The organism is Streptomyces violaceusniger Tu 4113 (assembly GCF_000147815.2).
Classification (GTDB): domain Bacteria; phylum Actinomycetota; class Actinomycetes; order Streptomycetales; family Streptomycetaceae; genus Streptomyces; species Streptomyces violaceusniger_A.
Genome location: NC_015957.1, coordinates 9,039,865 through 9,056,685, shown reverse-complemented (window position 1 = coordinate 9,056,685; position 16,821 = coordinate 9,039,865). Strand labels below are relative to the sequence as shown.

12 protein-coding genes, 1 tRNA gene and 1 pseudogene are annotated in these 16,821 nt (G+C 72.9%); 9 read left to right on the top strand and 5 right to left on the bottom strand.

Features of this window, described 5'->3' with window-relative positions:
• The first annotated feature begins 65 nt into the window (after positions 1–65).
• Positions 66–755 carry a siderophore-interacting protein gene (locus tag STRVI_RS37390; RefSeq protein WP_014060756.1) on the top strand — a complete coding sequence of 230 codons (690 nt, stop codon included), beginning with the start codon at positions 66–68 and terminating at the stop codon, positions 753–755.
• A gap of 127 nt (positions 756–882) precedes the next feature.
• Here STRVI_RS37390 and STRVI_RS37385 read toward each other — a convergent pair.
• A tRNA-Arg gene (locus STRVI_RS37385) sits at positions 883–955 on the bottom strand.
• A 382-nt stretch (positions 956–1,337) separates the two neighbouring features.
• On the opposite strand from STRVI_RS37385, the gene STRVI_RS37380 reads away from it, so the two are divergent.
• The 7 genes from STRVI_RS37380 (at position 1,338) to STRVI_RS37355 (ending at position 10,444) form a co-directional block, all read left to right on the top strand.
• Positions 1,338–2,948 (top strand): dynamin family protein, encoded by a 1,611-nt coding sequence (locus STRVI_RS37380; protein ID WP_043241108.1) that lies wholly within the window; start codon positions 1,338–1,340, stop codon positions 2,946–2,948.
• Between the two features lie 6 nt (positions 2,949–2,954).
• A complete protein-coding gene (locus tag STRVI_RS37375; RefSeq protein WP_014060754.1) occupies positions 2,955–4,847 on the top strand; it encodes a GTPase in 1,893 nt (630 codons plus the stop codon).
• A gap of 140 nt (positions 4,848–4,987) precedes the next feature.
• Positions 4,988–5,494, top strand: a complete 507-nt coding sequence (locus STRVI_RS49300) for a single-stranded DNA-binding protein (RefSeq protein ID WP_014060753.1) — start codon at positions 4,988–4,990, stop codon at positions 5,492–5,494.
• Positions 5,495–5,710: 216 nt separating this feature from the next.
• A complete protein-coding gene (locus STRVI_RS37370) occupies positions 5,711–7,108 on the top strand; it encodes an LAETG motif-containing sortase-dependent surface protein (protein ID WP_014060752.1) in 1,398 nt (465 codons plus the stop codon).
• Between the two features lie 324 nt (positions 7,109–7,432).
• Positions 7,433–9,097, top strand: coding sequence for an energy-dependent translational throttle protein EttA (gene ettA / locus STRVI_RS37365; protein ID WP_014060751.1), 1,665 nt, complete (start codon positions 7,433–7,435; stop codon positions 9,095–9,097).
• A gap of 4 nt (positions 9,098–9,101) precedes the next feature.
• Positions 9,102–9,608 carry an acyl-CoA thioesterase gene (locus STRVI_RS37360; RefSeq protein ID WP_014060750.1) on the top strand — a complete coding sequence of 169 codons (507 nt, stop codon included), beginning with the start codon at positions 9,102–9,104 and terminating at the stop codon, positions 9,606–9,608.
• The gene (locus STRVI_RS37355) at positions 9,605–10,444 is read left to right on the top strand and encodes a hypothetical protein (protein WP_014060749.1); all 840 of its coding nucleotides are present in this window, start codon (positions 9,605–9,607) and stop codon (positions 10,442–10,444) included. The genes STRVI_RS37360 and STRVI_RS37355 overlap by 4 nt, the downstream gene beginning before the upstream one ends.
• A 40-nt stretch (positions 10,445–10,484) precedes the next feature.
• Here STRVI_RS37355 and STRVI_RS37350 read toward each other — a convergent pair whose 3' ends face one another.
• On the bottom strand, positions 10,485–10,889 hold the full coding sequence (locus STRVI_RS37350) for a globin (protein ID WP_014060748.1): 405 nt from the start codon (positions 10,887–10,889) through the stop codon (positions 10,485–10,487).
• Between the two features lie 1,019 nt (positions 10,890–11,908).
• Here STRVI_RS37350 and STRVI_RS37345 point away from each other — a divergent pair.
• Positions 11,909–12,751, top strand: a pseudogene (locus STRVI_RS37345) (methyltransferase domain-containing protein); the annotation flags it as partial.
• A 47-nt stretch (positions 12,752–12,798) separates the two neighbouring features.
• Here STRVI_RS37345 and STRVI_RS37340 read toward each other — a convergent pair.
• The 3 genes from STRVI_RS37340 to STRVI_RS37330 all read right to left on the bottom strand — a co-directional run bounded on the left by STRVI_RS37340 (position 12,799) and on the right by STRVI_RS37330 (position 16,819).
• Complete coding sequence (locus STRVI_RS37340) at positions 12,799–13,947, bottom strand: FHA domain-containing protein (RefSeq protein WP_014060746.1); 1,149 nt, start codon at positions 13,945–13,947, stop codon at positions 12,799–12,801.
• Positions 13,948–14,016: 69 nt separating this feature from the next.
• Positions 14,017–15,441, bottom strand: coding sequence for a vWA domain-containing protein (locus tag STRVI_RS37335; RefSeq protein WP_014060745.1), 1,425 nt, complete (start codon positions 15,439–15,441; stop codon positions 14,017–14,019).
• Between the two features lie 22 nt (positions 15,442–15,463).
• Positions 15,464–16,819 (bottom strand): PP2C family protein-serine/threonine phosphatase, encoded by a 1,356-nt coding sequence (locus STRVI_RS37330; RefSeq protein WP_014060744.1) that lies wholly within the window; start codon positions 16,817–16,819, stop codon positions 15,464–15,466.
• Between the last annotated feature and the right edge of the window lie 2 nt (positions 16,820–16,821).

Here is a 16,821-nt window from a genome sequence, read left to right as displayed (position 1 = left end):
CGTCTGGCCGCTCGTGGCTGCCCAACTTCCCCCGCATTCACCCGAGTTCCCCGAGGAGCACTCCCATGCCCACGCTGCTGGATCCGGTCCTGGACCTGCTGATGCTCCGCGGCACCGTCACCGAGGCCGAACCGATAGCCGCCCGCATGCGCCGGCTGCGCATCGAGGGCGACACCCTCGCCGGGCTCGACGTCCGCCCCGGCCGGCAGGTGCGCGTCCTGGTCGGCTCCGGGCTGACCCGCCGCACGTACTCCGTGTGGCGCTACGACCCCTCCGGCGCCGTCGAGTTGTGCGTGCTGGACCACGCCGAAGCGGGGCCGGGGGCGCGCTGGGGCAGGGGCGTCCAGGTCGGCGAGCGGGTGCGGCTGGGCAAACCCGAGGGGTCGTTCACGCTCCGCCCCGAGGCCGCCCACCACGTCTTCGTCGGGGAGGAGACGGCGTCCGTTCCCTTCGGCGCGATGCTGGCCGCACTGCCGCCCGGTGCGCGGGTCTCCGGCTGCGTGGAGACGGACACAGCCGCGGACCGCCTGCCGCTGCCCCACTCGGACCGCCTCAACTGGCTGACCAGGGGAGACGATTCACTTCCGGACGCGATACGACGCCTCGCCCCCGAACCGGGCGGGATCGCCTACGTCGCCGGCGAGGCCCGTACCGTGCAGCGGGTGCGGCAGGTGCTCGTCCGGGAGGCGGGCTGGGACCGGCGCGCGGTACTCACCAAGCCGTTCTGGACGCCGGGCAAGCGGGGCATGGAATAGGGCGGACGGTTCCCGCGCCCGCCCCTGATCGCTGGGGCGCGCCCGGGGCGGTGCCGTGCCCGGTGGAACCGGCTTCGAACGGCGAGAAGACCCCCTCCGCTACGTGCGTAGAGGAAAGGGTCCGGTGCGCCCCCGGCAGGACTCGAACCTGCGGCCAAGCGCTTAGAAGGCGCCTGCTCTATCCACTGAGCTACGGGGGCCGGTGGTGGTCGCGGAGCTGCTGAGCCCCCGGTGCCTGCGGGGCCGACGGGGCGGCCGTGACGCGGGTGGCCGGGCTCGACGGACCGTGACCTTGCCGGGACAAGGATAGGGCTCCTTGCGCCTCGCCCCGGTTGCTTCACCTCCGTGGCACGTTGTGGAGGTTCGGTGAAGCGGTCTGATAATCGCAGGCGAGTCTGAAACTTGCATCGTTTTTCACGCCTCAGGGAACGGGTGTTGTCTACTCGTTATGCCCGCGCCCCTGTCGTCACGTCCGCCTCATGCCCCTTTTAGAGTGATCCGGGTGGGTCTCTTTGACGCGCACGAGTGACTATACGCTTCAAAAAGGCATCAAAAGCGTGCATTCTTCACCACGTGGCGATCTTGGACGTACGGCCCCGGCTGCTCGACGCGCTGACCTCACTGCGTGACCGTGTCGACGCCGCTCGGTTTCCGCTCCCCCTTCCCGGCGCCGACCGCGCTCGCCGCAGCCGAGCCGAGCTGCTCGCTCAACTGGACGACTACCTCGTGCCCCGGTTGCGCGCCCCCGAAGCGCCCCTGCTGGCGGTAATCGGGGGATCGACGGGGGCGGGCAAGTCCACCCTCGTCAATTCGCTGGTCGGCCGACGGGTCACCGAGGCCGGTGTGTTGCGGCCCACGACGCGTACGCCGGTGCTGGTGTGCCACCCCGACGATCACCCCTGGTTCGCCGGGCAGCGGGTGCTGCCGCGGCTCACCCGGGTGTGGGTGCCGACGCAGGGGGAGCGGGCGGAGAGCGCGTACGACGAGGAGGGGCGGGCGCAGGAGGGGCCGGCGGCGCTGCGGGTGGAGACCGACCCGGGGCTGGCGCGGGGGCTCGCACTGCTCGACGCGCCCGACATCGACTCGCTCGTCGCGCGGAATCGCGATCTGGCCGCGGAATTGATCTGCGCCGCGGACATCTGGGTGCTCGTCACCACGGCCACCCGCTACGGCGACGCCGTCCCCTGGCATCTGCTGCGCACCGCGAAGGAGTACGACGTCACCCTCGTCACCGTCCTGGACCGGGTACCGCACCAGGTGGCCGCCGAGGTCTCCCGGCAGTACGCCGCGCTCCTTACGGCGGCCGGGCTCGGCGATGTCCCGCGCTTCACCATCCCCGAACTCCCCGAATCCGCGGGCGGCGGCAGCGGGCTGCTGCCGTCCACCGCCGTCGCCGCCCTGCGGTCCTGGCTCACCCAGCACGCACAGGATCCGTACGCCCGTACCGTCGCCGCCGCCCGTACGGCCGCCGGGACGCTCGCCTCGCTGAGCTCCCGGATGCCCGCGCTGGCCGGGGCCGCGGCGGCGCAGCACGCGGCCGCCGTGCGGCTGGTCCAGCGGGTCGAGGGCGCGTACGGGGAGGCGGTGGAGCGGGTGCGGCGCGAGATCGCGCAGGGCGCGGCGCTCGCGGGCGGTGCGCTCACCCACTGGCACGGCCTGCCGCATGACAGCACCCCCGATGAGCTCCTTACGGCTCTCACCGACTCCCTGGCCACCCTGCTGCGCGGCGCGGCCGCCACCGCCGACGAGCGGGTCGCTGAGGCCGGGAGGCAGGACCCGGTCGCGCGGGCCGGGCTCGCTCCGTGCGACGCGCCCGGCGCCGCCGAGCGGATCGGCGTGGCCGTACGGCACTGGCGGCGCTGTGCCGAGGAACTGGCCGAGGAGGAGGCCCGGGTCCGGATCGCCGAATACGGGGGCAGTTGCGCGCCCGAGGAGATCGCCGCCCTGCTCGCCGCGTCCCTGCTGGGCGGACGCCGTGCCCGTAAGGCGGGCGAGAAGCTCGCCGAGACCCTGGGCGCGCATGCGGCGCTGCGTCTGGGCGACCGCGGCGGACGGCTGCTCGAAAGCTGTGTCGCGCGCGCCATGCGGGCGGAGCGCGACGGCAGGCTGGCCCCGCTGGACGCCCTGGACATGTCCCCGGAGCACCAGGTCGAACTGATCGCCGCGCTGTCCGTACTGCAGAAGGAGAGGTGACCGACGGTGACGGCCACGGAGGGCAACGGCGGCAACGAGGGCGGCGGGGGAGACCGGGCGGCGGGGGGCCGCCACACATGGGACGACGGCCTGATCGCCCGGCGCGCGAACCGCTGGACCGGAGGACGTGCCGGGGCCCGGCCGGCCCGCGCGGTGGACGAGGGGAGGCCCCAGGAGGCCGCTGCGGGCGTTCCCCACGCCACGGCGGGCTACTTCCCGGGAGAGGAGACCGCCCGGCGGTCCTTCGGCGGCCCTCCCTACGCCGTCTACCAGGCGGGTGTCCGCAGCTTCGCGACAGGCACCCTGCGGCCCCGTCTCGAGGCCCTGCGCCAGTTGGTCGGGCTGTCCCGGTCCCGGCTCGAGGGGCGCACGCTCGCCGGGGCCGCGCGGGTGCTCGACGAGGCGGACGCGCGGGGACGGCATCCTTACGGGCACACGGTGGTCGCCGTCGCCGGGGCCACCGGAAGCGGTAAGTCGACACTTTTCAACGCCCTCGCCGGAGCCCCGCTCTCCGAGGCCGGGATCCGCCGTCCGACCACCGCCACGCCCCTCGCCTGTGCGTGGACCGACCACGCCGACGGCCTGCTGGACCGGCTCGGCATCCCGGCGGTGGACCGGCGCAATCCGGGCTATCCCTACGACCCCGCGCTGCGCGGACTCGTCCTCCTCGACCTGCCCGACCACGACTCGGCCGCCCCGGGCCACCGGGAGCGGGTGGACCGGCTGCTGGGTCTCGTCGACGCGGTGGTGTGGGTGGTGGACCCCGAGAAGTACGCGGACGCGGTCCTCCATGAGCGCTATCTGCGGCCGCTCGCCGGTTATGCCGAGGTGACCTTCGTCGTGCTCAACCAGGTGGACCGGCTTCCGGGCGAGGCCGCGGACCAGGTGCTGGACGATCTGCGGCGGCTGCTGGACGAGGACGGGCTCGCCCTCGGGGAGCACGGGGAGCCGGGGGCGGCCGTACTGGCGCTGTCCGCGCTGACCGGGGAAGGCGTCGGGGAGCTGCGGGAGACGCTCGGGCGGCTCACGGCCGAATGCGGGGCGGCCGAGCGCCGGCTGTCGGCGGACGTGGAGGGCACCATGACGCGGCTGCGGCCGCAGTACGTGGCGGACAACGGGCCCGTCGGGCTCACCGAACGGGCGCGGGCGGAGTTCGAGGACCGGCTGGCCGAGGCGGCGGGCGCGGCCGCGGCCGGACAGGCGGCGGAGCGCGCCTGGCTGAGGGACGCGGAGTGGCGGTGCGGAACGCCCTGGGGGCGGGTGCGGGGGAGGAAGGCCCGCGCCTCGGGGGGCTCCCGGGCCTCGCGAACCCCCGGAGCCGCGGAGCGGATGGAGATCCCGGGCGCGCGGGCGTGCACGGTGGCGGTGGAGGCGGTCACGGCGCGCCCCGCGGTGGAGGAGGCCGTACGGACGCTAGGGGACCAGGCGACGGCCGGGCTGCCCGGCCCCTGGGCGCAGGCCGTGCGGGAGGCGGCGGGGTGGGGCGGCAGAGGGCTGGCGGAGGCGGTCGACGAGGCGGTGGCGGCCGCGGCGGTGGACCGGCAGCCGATCCGGCCGGTGTGGTGGTCGATGGTGGCGGCGGCTCAGGTGACCTTGCTGGTGGTGCAAGTGGCGGGGGTGCTGTGGCTGCTGGGAGCCACCGCCGGGGTGTTCGGCGGACCGGTGTGGTGGATGCCGGCGCTGCTGGTGGGCGGTGCGGCGGTCGGCCCGGCGCTGGCGTGGGGCTCCCGGGTGGCGGCGCGGGGGCCCGCCCGGCGCCATGGCCGGTCGGTGGAGGGCCGGTTGCGGGAGGCGGCGGCCGAGTGCGGGGCCAGGCGGGTGCTGGAGCCGGTGGAGGCGGAGCTGGCGCGGTACGGGGAGGTACGGGCGCAGTACGTCATCGCGGCGGGCGGCGCATGACGTTTGGTCACCCGGGCGGGTGACCGAGTTGTCCACAACCGCGGGGTCGTGCACAGGGCCCGGCGGGGCCTCGCGTTCCCGGGCAGCATGGTCCACGAACAGCAGGGCAGAGCCGGGAATTGATGGGGGAGGCGTAGCCGGTGAATGAGAGCTGGGTGACCGTGGTGGGCAATGCCGCGACGCGGCCGGATTTCTGGGAGACGGCGGCGGGTGTCGCGGTGGCCCGGTTCCGGCTGGCGGTGACGGTGCGCCGGTGGGACCGGGGGCGGGACGCGTGGGCGGACGCGTACACGAGTTTCTATACGGTCTGGACGTGGCGCACGCTCGCCGCGAATGTCGCCGGGTCGGTATCGCTCGGTGAACCGCTCGTCGTCCATGGGACGTTGCGGGTGCGGGAGCGCGAATGGGACCGGGAGCGAGAGCGGGAGAGGGACCGGCCGCTTCAGGGAGAAGGGGGAGGCCCGGCCGCGGGCCCGGTCCCGGTTGCGGATTCCGGCGGCGGGCCGAATCAGCCCAGGCGCTGGGTCACCGCGGAGATCGACGCGATGGCGGTCGGACATGATCTTACGCGGGGTACATCCGCTTTTCGCCGAGTTTCACAGGCTAAACCGCTTCTAAACGTACCGACCGGGGCAACTTCCCCGTGAGTGACGGCGATCACGGGAGATTTGTCGATAATCCCAGGTCATAAGTGATCTGAGGATGAGATAACGATTCCGATTCGGATCGGTTGGGTCTAGGTATTCCCGGGGAGCGGCGGTTCTTTTCTCCCTAGGATCCCTGCGTGCCCAACGGGGGTTCCTGAGTTCTGAGTTCGCTGGCGAGGCGCACCAACAGACTGGCGCTCGCCCGGAGGGGAAACCATGATTTCTGTAAAGAGGCGGGGCGCTGCCCGCCTTGCGGCCGCCGTTCTGGCGTCCGGCCTGGTCGCGGCGGGTGCGATAGTCACCGTCGGCACCGCCGCCGCCGATGACGCGCCCCCGAGCCAGGGCGGCGCAACCGCCACGCTGGGCGGTCTCAAGACGTTCGACAAGGCCGTGATCCACGAGAACGGCAAGGACCAGCAGGTCGGCGCCGGCCTCTTCGAGATGTCGGTCGACAACGGCGGCTCCATCCAGACGTACTGCATTGATCTGCACAACCCGACGCAGAGCAAGGCGAAGTACGAGGAGAAGTCCTGGGCCGAGACGTCGCTGGCGAACAACTCCAACGCGGGCAAGATCAACTGGGTTCTGCAGAACTCCTACCCCCAGGTGAACGACCTCGGCGCGCTGGCGAAGACGGCCGGCACCGGTGCCCTCACCGAGAAGACCGCCGCCGCGGGTACGCAGGTCGCCATCTGGCGTTTCTCCGACAACGCGAAGGTCGACGCGATCGACCCGCAGGCCGAGAAGCTGGCCGACTACCTCGAGAAGAGCGCGCAGAACCTCGAGGAGCCCAAGGCGTCGCTGAGCCTGGACCCGCCGGCCGTCTCCGGCAAGGCCGGTGAGCGCCTCGGCCCGGTCAAGGTCCACACCAACGCCGATAGCGTCACCCTGACCCCGGGTACCGAGGCCGGGGGCAGCGGCGTCAAGCTCGTCGACAAGAGCGGCAAGAACCTCACCAGCGCCGCCGACGGCGGCGAGGTGTACTTCGACATCCCCGAGGGTGCGGCGGACGGCTCCGCCACGCTGACCGCCCAGGCCGCCACCAAGGTTCCGGTGGGTCGCGCGTTCGCCAGCGCCACCAAGAGCCAGACCCAGATCCTGGCCGGGTCCAGCGAGAGCACCGTCTCCGCCACCGCCACCGCGAACTGGGCGAAGAAGGGCGCGGTCCCGGCGGTCTCCGCCGAGAAGGACTGCGCCAAGGGCGGCGTGGACATCACGGCCAGCAACAAGGGCGACGAGGCGTTCACCTTCGAGCTGCTGGGCCAGAAGTACACCGTCGAGGCGGGTCAGTCGAAGACCGTCACCGCCCCGGTGAAGGAGGACCAGAGCTACAAGTTCAGCATCACCGGTCCGAACGGCTTCGAGAAGACCTTCTCCGGCGTTCTCGACTGCAAGACCGCCAGCAGCGGTGGCGGCAGCGACACCCCCTCCTCGCAGCCGAGCCCCGCGTCGGCCGGTGGCAGCACCGGTGGTGACACCTCCGGTGGCGACCTCGCCGAGACCGGTAGCAGCAGCAACACTCCGATGATCGCGGGCATCGCCGTGGCGCTGGTCGTCGTCGGCGGCGGCGCGGTCTTCTTCGTCCGCAAGAAGAAGGCGACCGCGGGCCAGTGAAACGCCTGGGCGGCGACGCCAGGGCAGCAGTGATCGCTGAGTGAAACGAAGGTCACCGAGTGTGGTGATCATCGAAAACGCGGTGATGGAGGGCCGGAGCCTCGCGGAGGTTCCGGCCCTTCGCGTCATGGGGGCGGTGGATACCGGGGTCGCGGGGCCGCGGATGCCGGACTCACGCCGCACGCCGGACCAAACGGGTTTCCGCCTCGGGCTCGGCGTACGGCAAGATGGCTGTATCTACCCTCATGCGGTGGAGCCGCCACGGATACGGACCCCGCGGCGGAGCCGCACCCCGATACCTACCAGATTGCCGGACGGTTTCTCTTGGCTGAGTTCATCTACACCATGCGCAAGACGCGCAAGGCGCACGGCGACAAGGTGATCCTCGACGACGTCACGCTGAGCTTTTACCCTGGCGCGAAGATCGGTGTCGTGGGCCCCAACGGCGCCGGTAAGTCGACGGTGCTGAAGATCATGGCGGGCCTGGAGCATCCGTCCAATGGTGACGCCTTCCTGTCGCCCGGCTACAGCGTCGGCATCCTGCTCCAGGAGCCCCCGCTCGACGAGTCCAAGACCGTGCTGGAGAACGTCCAGGACGGCGTGGCGGTGACCAAGGGCAAGCTGGACCGCTTCAACGAGATCGCCGAGCAGATGGCGACCGACTACAGCGACGAGCTGCTCGAGGAGATGGGCAAGCTCCAGGAGGACCTGGACCACGCCAACGCCTGGGACCTGGACGCCCAGCTCGAGCAGGCCATGGACGCCCTCGGCTGCCCGCCCGGCGACTGGCCGGTCACCACCCTCTCCGGCGGTGAGAAGCGCCGGGTCGCGCTCTGCAAGCTGCTGCTGGAGGCGCCCGACCTGCTGCTGCTGGACGAGCCCACCAACCACCTGGACGCCGAGTCCGTCAACTGGCTGGAGCAGCACCTCGCCAAGTACGCGGGCACCGTCGTGGCCATCACCCACGACCGGTACTTCCTGGACAACGTGGCCGAGTGGATCCTGGAGCTCGACCGCGGCCGCGCCATCGGCTACGAGGGCAACTACTCCACCTACCTGGAGAAGAAGCAGGCCCGGCTGAAGGTCGAGGGCCAGAAGGACGCCAAGCGCGCCAAGCGCCTCAAGGAGGAGCTGGACTGGGTCCGCTCCAACGCCAAGGGCCGTCAGGCCAAGTCCCGGGCCCGGCTGACCCGTTACGAGGAGATGGCCGCCGAGGCCGAGAAGACCCGGAAGCTGGACTTCGAGGAGATCCAGATCCCGCCGGGCCCGCGCCTGGGCAGCGTTGTGGTCGAGGTGGAGAACCTCTCCAAGGCGTTCGGCGAGAAGGTCCTCATCGACGACCTCTCCTTCACCCTCCCGCGCAACGGCATCGTCGGCATCATCGGCCCCAACGGCGCCGGTAAGACCACGCTCTTCAAGATGATCCAGGGCCTGGAGACCGCCGACGCGGGCAGCATCAAGGTCGGCGAGACCGTCAAGATCTCCTACGTCGACCAGAGCCGCGCCAACATCGACCCCAAGAAGACGCTGTGGGCGGTCGTCTCCGACGAGCTCGACTACATCAACGTCGGCCAGGTCGAGATGCCGTCCCGCGCCTATGTCTCCGCGTTCGGCTTCAAGGGCCCGGACCAGCAGAAGCCGGCCGGCATCCTCTCGGGCGGTGAGCGCAACCGCCTCAACCTCGCGCTCACCCTCAAGCAGGGCGGCAATCTGCTGCTCCTCGACGAGCCCACCAACGACCTTGACGTCGAGACCCTCTCCTCGCTGGAGAACGCGCTGCTCGACTTCCCCGGCTGCGCCGTGGTCGTCTCCCACGACCGCTGGTTCCTCGACCGCGTCGCCACGCACATCCTGGCGTACGAGGGCGACTCCAAGTGGTTCTGGTTCGAGGGCAACTACGACTCGTACGAGAAGAACAAGGTCGAGCGGCTCGGCCCGGACGCGGCCCGTCCGCACCGCGCCACCTACAAGAAGCTCACCCGGGGCTGAGTGGATGGCACGCCATATCTACCCCTGTCCCCTGCGCTGGTCCGACATGGACGCGTTCGGCCACGTCAACAACGTGACCTTCCTCCGCTACCTGGAGGAGGCCCGGGTCGATTTCATGTGGCGGCTGGCGCCGGGGAACGGGAGTGACGCGTTCACCGGCGGCGTGGTCGTGGCCCGGCATGAGATCGACTATCTGAAGCCCCTCGTCCACCGGCACAGCCCGGTGACGGTCGAGACCTGGGTGACGGAGATCAAGGCCGCGTATCTCACCCTGCGCTACGAGATCAAGGACGAGGACGCGCTGTATGTGCGTGCCGCCACCCGCATCGTGCCCTACGACCTCGATCAGAGCCGTCCGCGCCGGGTCTCCCCGGAAGAGGAGAAGTTCCTGACCGAGTACCTGGAGCCGGACCCGGTGAAGAAGAGCGCCGGTAAGGCGGCTGCGAAGTCCGGTGGATCCGCCGGTGGCGCCGGTGGCGCCGGGCGGCCGGAGGGGGCCGTCGCCGTATGACGGCCGCCGGCCAGGAGCTCCACTTCGCCGACGCCGGGGAGGCGGCCGATCTCGCCGCCTTCCTGGCCCGGCTGATCCACTACGACCGGGCGGCGGCGGTGCGGCTGCAGGCGGGCGGCGGTGTGCTCGCCGTCTTCGGCCAGCCGCCGTCCTTCGAGGTCCTCGCGATCCGTACGGCGCGGCTCGAGGCGATCATCGGCACCGACACCACGTCGGCCGGGGAGGCAGGGGCCGCCGGGGCGGCGAGCGTGCCCGGCGCGCTGGATACGACGGTCTCGGCAGGCGAGCTGGAGGACGCGCTGGACACGGCGCGGGCCGGGCGGAGTGCCGACGGGCCCGAGGTCCGTGACCGGGGCCTGGTGGTCACCGTGCCGCAGGCCGTCACCGGTCCGCCGTGGGCCGGGGTGCTGCCGCCGCGCGGCGGCTGGCGCCCGGTGAGCGGGCTGCCGGGCGTGGACGAGGTGCGCGGGGCGGTCGCCGCCGCCGTCGCCGAGTTCCGGGCCCGCGACGCGGAGCTCCCCGAGGAGCGCCGTACGCGCGCCGAGCGCGACCGCATCGGCCATGAGATCTGGTCCCGCACGCTCGGCGACACCGGGCTCCCGCTGCGTGCCGTGCATGCCGCCCAGTCGCTGGGCTTCCTGCGTTCGGTCCGGGCGGCGGCTCCGGCCGCCTCCGCCCCCGGTGCCGGTGGCGGTGTGGCCACGGCTGCGCCCGGCCCCACGGCCGAGCCTCTGGCACTGCTCGCCGCGGGCGGCTGGTTGCGGCTGCGCACCCCGTACGGCTCGATCGCGGTGCGTACGTCGGGCCTCTCCGGCCTGTCCGTCACACCCGCCTGAGCCCGCCGGGCCAGCCCGCTGAGCTCTCTGAGCCCGCCGGTCAGCCCTCCGTGTTGATCATGGAGGCGGCGGCGTACGTGAGGTACTGCCACAGCTGGCCCTCGAGCTCCGGGGCCAGCTCCAGCTCGTCGACCGCGTCGCGCATATGGCGCAGCCAGGCGTCATGGGCGGCGCGGTTCACGGTGAAGGGGGCATGCCGCATGCGCAGCCGCGGGTGGCCGCGGTTGTCGCTGTAGGTGCGGGGGCCGCCCCAGTACTGCATCAGGAAGAGAACGAGCCGTTCCTCGGCCGGTCCCAGGTCGTCCTCGGGGTACATCGGCCGGAGCAGCGGGTCCTCGGCGACCCCCTGGTAGAAGCGGTGGACCAGACGCCGGAAGGTCTGCTCGCCGCCGACCTGCTCGTAGAAGGTCTGCTCCTGAAGTGTGCCTCGCGGAATCTCTTTCACGCCTCCATGGTCTCAGACACCCCCGGCTGGAAAAGGGGGCGTGGGTCGCGGCCGGAGGGCGGGCGCAGGAGAGTGGAGTCATGGGCAGCACGGGCGGTGGCACACGCAGTGCGCCGGACGCCGTGGAGCGTGTGGCGCGGGGGAAGCGGATGGGCCGGGAGGCCGATGGATGCGCCGAGGAGGCCGCGGCGGTACGGGCCGGGCTGGTCCGGGAGATGGTGGCGGGCGGCGGACTCACGGACCCCGCCTGGCGGGCGGCCTTCGAGGAGGTGCCGCGCCATCTCTTCGTGCCCTACTACTACGAGGCGGGAGAGGCGGGCACGGCGGCGGCAGGCACGGCGGCACGTGCGCCCGGTGCGGCAGGCGTGGCAGGCGTGGCGGGTGCGCCGGGTGTGGCGGATGCGGCGGCACGTGCGGCGGGTGCGGCGGGTGCGGCGGGTGCGCCGGGTGCGGCAGGTGCCGCGGGTGCGGCGGCACGCGAGGCAGGCACCGCGGCACGTGCGGCGGATGCGGCAGGCGCGGCGGCACGTGCGCCGGGTGTGGCACATGCGCCGGGTGCGCCGGGTGCGGCAGGTGCCGCGGATGCGGCGGCACGCGAGGCAGGCACCGCGCCACGTGTGGCAGATGCGGCAGGCGCGGCGGCACGTGCGCCTGGTGCGGCGGGTGCGGCAGGCACGGCGGCACATGCGCCGGGTGCGCCGGGTGCGGCAGGTGCCGCGGATGCGGCGGCACGCGAGGCAGGCACCGCGGCACGTGCGGCGGGTACGGCAGGCGCCGCGGCACGTGCGCCTGGTGCGGCGGGCACGGCGGCTACGGCAGGCACACCCGCTACGGCAGGCACGCCGGCTACGGCAGGCACGCCGGCTACGGCAGGCACACCCGCTACGGCAGGCACGCCGGCTACGGCAGGCACACTCGCTACGGTAGGTGCGGCAGGTGCGGCAGGTGCGGCAGGCGCGGGCGCGGCAAGTGCGCCGGGCCGCGAGACAGCAGGGGCAGCGCGGGCCGGTGCGGCGCATGGGACGGTCGGTTACACCCGGCTGTGGCGCGACGATCCCCACCCGCTGCGGCGGGCCCGCTGGCTGGCCGGTGCGTACGCGGACGCCCCGCTCGCCACGCGGGTGCGCGACGGCGAGCTGATCACCTCCAGTAGCCAGCCGTCGCTCATGGCGCGGATGCTCCAGGCGCTCCAGGTGCGGGACGGGGACCGGGTGCTGGAGATCGGCGCGGGCACCGGCTACAACGCCGCGCTGCTGGCCCACCGGCTCGGCGACACCCACGTCACGACCCTCGACCTCGACCCGGAGATCACCGAGGCCGCCCGTAACCATCTGGCCGCCGCCGGGTTCCGCCCCGCGGTCGTCACGGGCGACGGGGCGCGCGGCTGTCCGCTGCACGCTCCCTACGACCGGATCATCGCCACCTGCGCCGTGGCGTCCATCCCGTCCGCATGGCTCGGCCAGTGCCGTCCGGGCGCGCTGATCCTGACGCCGCTCGCGACCGGGCTGATCGCCTTGAGGGTCGCCGACGCCCGCCATGCGGAGGGGCATTTTCTGGCCATGCCCGCGTACTTCGTTCCGTTGCGCGGCAGCGGCCCGCCGCCTCAGGTGCCCACGCACGGTCTGCCGTCCCGGCCGCTGCTGGACGACTCCTTCCGCTTCCTGTTGAACGTGGCCGCGGGTCATATGGAGCCGGTCGAGGCCCTCGCGTTGTGGGAGCACGAGGGCAGGCCGGGGCGGGAGCGTTACGGGGTGACGGTGCGGGGCGAGCGTCAATGGGCCTGGCTGGACGACCCGGAGGGTGCCTACGGCTGGCCGCTGGGCCCTCCCGGCGGCGTTCAGCCCCGGCTTCAGGCCTTCTAGGGCTTCAGTCCGTCCAGCCCGCCGGTCCCGCCCCGCCCGTCCCGGTCTCAGCCCCGGCGCACCGTGATCGTCGTCCAGGCGCCGACGTGGACGCGGTCGCCGTCCCGGAGCGGGACCGGCACGAACGGCTGGATCGGCTCCTCGCCGCCGTTGATCGTCGTCCCGTTCGTGGAGTCCTGGTCGACGACCGCCCAGACGCCGTCGGGCTGCTGGACGAGAAGCGCGTGCTGATGCGAGACGCCCGGGTCCTCGGGCGGGCGCCCGAGGTCGATGTCGGGGGCCTCACCGGTGCTGTGGCGGCGCCGGCCGATGGTGATCTGGCCGCCGTTGAGCGGCAGTTGCTGCTCGGGGGAGTAGGCCGGGAGGTTCAGCCCGGCGGCCTCGGGGCCGCTGCGGTTCATCATCGCCATGAAGTACTCACGGTCCGGGGCGACCACGGCTATCCAGTTCCCGGGCGCCGACGACGGAACTCCGCCCTGGCCGAACTGGGCGCCGCCGGGCGGCGTCGAGTGCTGCGGCGCGCCGGGGTGCTGCTGCTGCGGCGGCTGGTGGCCCGGCCCCTGCTGCTGGGGCGGGGCGTACCCCTCGTTCCCGTACGGTTGGGCGGGGGGCGCGGGGGCCTGGGGGTAGCCGTAGCCGTACTGCGGCACGGCCGGGGGCGCGCCCTGGCCATGGCCCGGGGCGCCCTGCTGCGGTGCGCCGTGCGGGGGCGTGCCCCCCTGCTGCGGCGGCGGAAGCGTCCAGTCGCTGTCGCCGCCGAACCCCGGAGCGGAGGGGTGACCGGCGCCGCCCTGCCCCGGGTGCGGGACATACGGCACCCCGGGCCCCGGCTGCTGCGGTGGTGCGTAACCGCCCTGCGGCGGACCGTACGGAGAAGGCGTATGCGTCTGGAAGTTGAACCGGCACTCCTCGCAGAACGGAGCCTGTGCCTCACGCGGCGTGCGGCACTGCGGGCACAGCTCCTGCTGCTGCGCCGGATAGCCGTAGCCCCCCGCACCGCCGGGCGGCGGTGGGCCGCCCGGCCCCGGACTCCCGTAGCCGCCCGGTGGTACGGGCACGCCGTGGCCACCCGGCGCGGGCTGTGGCGGAGGTGGCGAGACGGCACCGGAGGGCATGGGTGTCCCCGACATCCGGTGGCCACACACCTCGCACCAGTCGTCGGCCGCCGAGTGGTGGCCGTTGGGACAGGTCGGCATGTCGGATCCCCCTCTTGTGGCTTTCTCGGTGTTTCTGCCGAGAAGTGCTACGTGAGTGCTGGTTATGTGCTACTTCTTGACGCGAACTGTCTTGGTGGAGCGCGTTTCGAGTGTCATCTCGTCCGCCTCCGCGACCTTCGCCTTCAGTCGCACAGTACCTGCCGCCACATCGAGGACGTCCACCACCTTCGCAAGCAGTTTCGCCGTGTCCTCGTTCCCCGATGCGGTCGCCAGCTGTACGGCACGCCCCAGCTTCGCGGTCGCCTGTTCGGCATCGCCGGACTTGCGGGCAATCATGCCCTGTTGGATGACCTGGGCCAGTTCGGCTTGGCCCGTATAGTGCGCCACCTGCGGATTCATCGCGGTGGAGACGGCCAGGTCAGCCGTCCAGACCGCGCGCACCAGCCCCTGTGCCAGCGGGCTCGGCGGGCTGCCGACGCCGTCGGGCGGCGGCTGGACCAGGGACATCCTGGCCGCGAGCATCTCCTGGCCGACCTCCGCCGCCGGAACTCTCACACACAGGTGGTAGTCGCGGGACTCATCGCCCCAGGACCCGGTGGGATAGTCGCCCGCACGGGGACCGGCTTCGACGCGGCGGGCGGTCAGATCCTCGACCGTCGGTGCGACCTGTTTCACATACGCCACTTCGGCGCCCCTGGGTGTCCACAGCCGGAGGCTGACGTCGGCGATCTCCTTGCCCATCGCCGCCTCCATCATCCGCGTGAAGTCCGCGGAGAGCCCGGCGGGATCGGCGACGATATCGGCCGTTCCGAGCAGGGCGGAGGCGATCCCGGTGACCTCCTCGACCTCCCAGTCCGTGCCCACCCCGCGGGCGTCGCAGGTGAAGCGGCCCGCGCAGGCGTCGAGTACGGCCCGCAGCCGCTGCGGCTCCTCGTGCTCGTTCCGGCCGTCGGTGAGCAGAATGCCGTGCCGGATCGTGGCATCGGCGGAGCCGAGCAGCAGGTCGGCCAGCAGCAGCCAGGTGCCGATCGCGGTGCCGCCGCCCGGACTCAGGCTCCGCAGCGCGTCCTTGGCCTGGGCGCGGGTGAGCGGATCGGCGATGGCCAGCCGCCCGTTGCCCGGGAAGACCTCGACCGCCTTGTGGGTGCCCGCCACCACGGAGAAGGCGACGCCGTCGCGCACCGTGTCGATGGCGGCGGCGGTCGCCTCCCGCGCATGGCGCATCTTCGTGGGCGGATAGTCCATCGAGCCGGAGCAGTCCACCATGATCACCACGGCCGCGCGGGCGGCGGCACCGCCCCGGACGCCCCCGCCGTCGTGCGCGCCGGGGACACCGTCATACACGCCGGGGACACCGTCGTACGCCTCGGGGGCGGCGGCGGGAGCGGGGGCCGGCGGGCCTCCCGCGGCTCCGCCGCCGGACGAGGTGACGGTGATGATCGCGTTCACCTCGCTGCCTCCCTCGGGGAGGTACTCGTTCTGATAGACCTCGACCGAGAACCGCGGCGCGTCGGGCGTCGAGAAATGGGCCATGTCATCCGCTCCTTGGCGACCGTCAGGCGGATCCTGCCCGGCCCGGGGCCGCGGGGAACGGCACGACCGCCACTGTTACGTTGTCGTGGCCCCCGCCGTCGAGGGCGTGGCCGACCAGGATCTGGGCGCTGTTCAGCGGCCGGGAACGGGCGTCCGACGGCACCGCGCGGGCCATCTGCTCCGCCGATTCGGCGTAGTTCCACAGCCCGTCGGTGCACACCACCACGACGCCCGGCCGGTCCGGTTTGTAGGAGGCGGTGTGGGGCTCCAGCTCATAGGCGTCCGCCCCGAGCCAGCCGGTGATGGCGTGGGCGCGCTGGTCCGCGTACGCCTCCGCCTCCGACATCAGCCCCGCGGCCACCATCTGGGCCGCCCAGGAGTCGTCCTCGGTGAGCCGGGCCGGCGGGGCCGTACGGTCGTCGGGGACCCAGTAGGCGCGGCTGTCGCCGACCCAGCCGATGGTGAGGATGTCGCTGGTGACGACGGCGCTGACGATGGTGCAGGCCGGTGCGTTCTGATGGCGCTGGCCCTCGGGGTGGGCAGGGGCCGCGCCGGTCTCCATGGCCAGCGAGTTGACCGCCTCGGCGGCGGCGACGATCGCCTCGTTCATGGCCTGCTGGGGGTGGGCGCCGCGCGGCAGCGAGGCCCGCAGCGCCTCACCGGCCACATGGGCCGCGGCGGCCGAGGCTTCGTCGGGGCGGGTGGCCGAGGAGACGCCGTCGCACACCACGGCGACCATGACCGGTGAGCCGTCGGGCAGCGCGGCGGCGGACACCGCGAACGCGTCCTCATTGCGGTGATGGCGCAGCCCTCGGTCGGTGGCCGCGGCGATGCCCTCCAACTCGCTCTCCATATGGTCGCGTTCGCGTGCCTGGGCGTGTCCGCAGCGCTCGCAGTATCCGTCCTGGTCGATGGTGCCCTCCTGGCACGCGGTGCACCGGGCGCGGTGCTCGCCGCCGGGCAGCCGGGGGTCCGCCCCGGTGTCGGTGCCCGCCATGCTGCCCGTGCTGGTCGCCGCGCTGGTGTGCGTACTCGCGTTGGCCCCCGTGTCGATCTCCGGGGGGGTGCCGGTCTCGGTGGGTGGCGCCGCCTCGGGCGCGCCGAGCGCCTCCGCGGCCCGCGGATCGGCCGGCTGTCCGTACCCGTCGGGGACCGGGGCGGCCAGCTCGTAGTCGTCCGGCTCCGGCTCCGGGTGGGGGGACCGCGCCGCGCCGTTCGACTGCGGCGGCACCGGCCGGTCGCCGGGCGTCGGCGCCGCCGGCGCGGCCGCCGCCGTCAGATCGGCACCGCACTGATCGCAGTATCTGTCCCCCGCCTGCGGCGGCTCATCACAGGTCGGGCAGGCTGACAGCCGGGCCGGCTGCGGCATCTGCGACATCG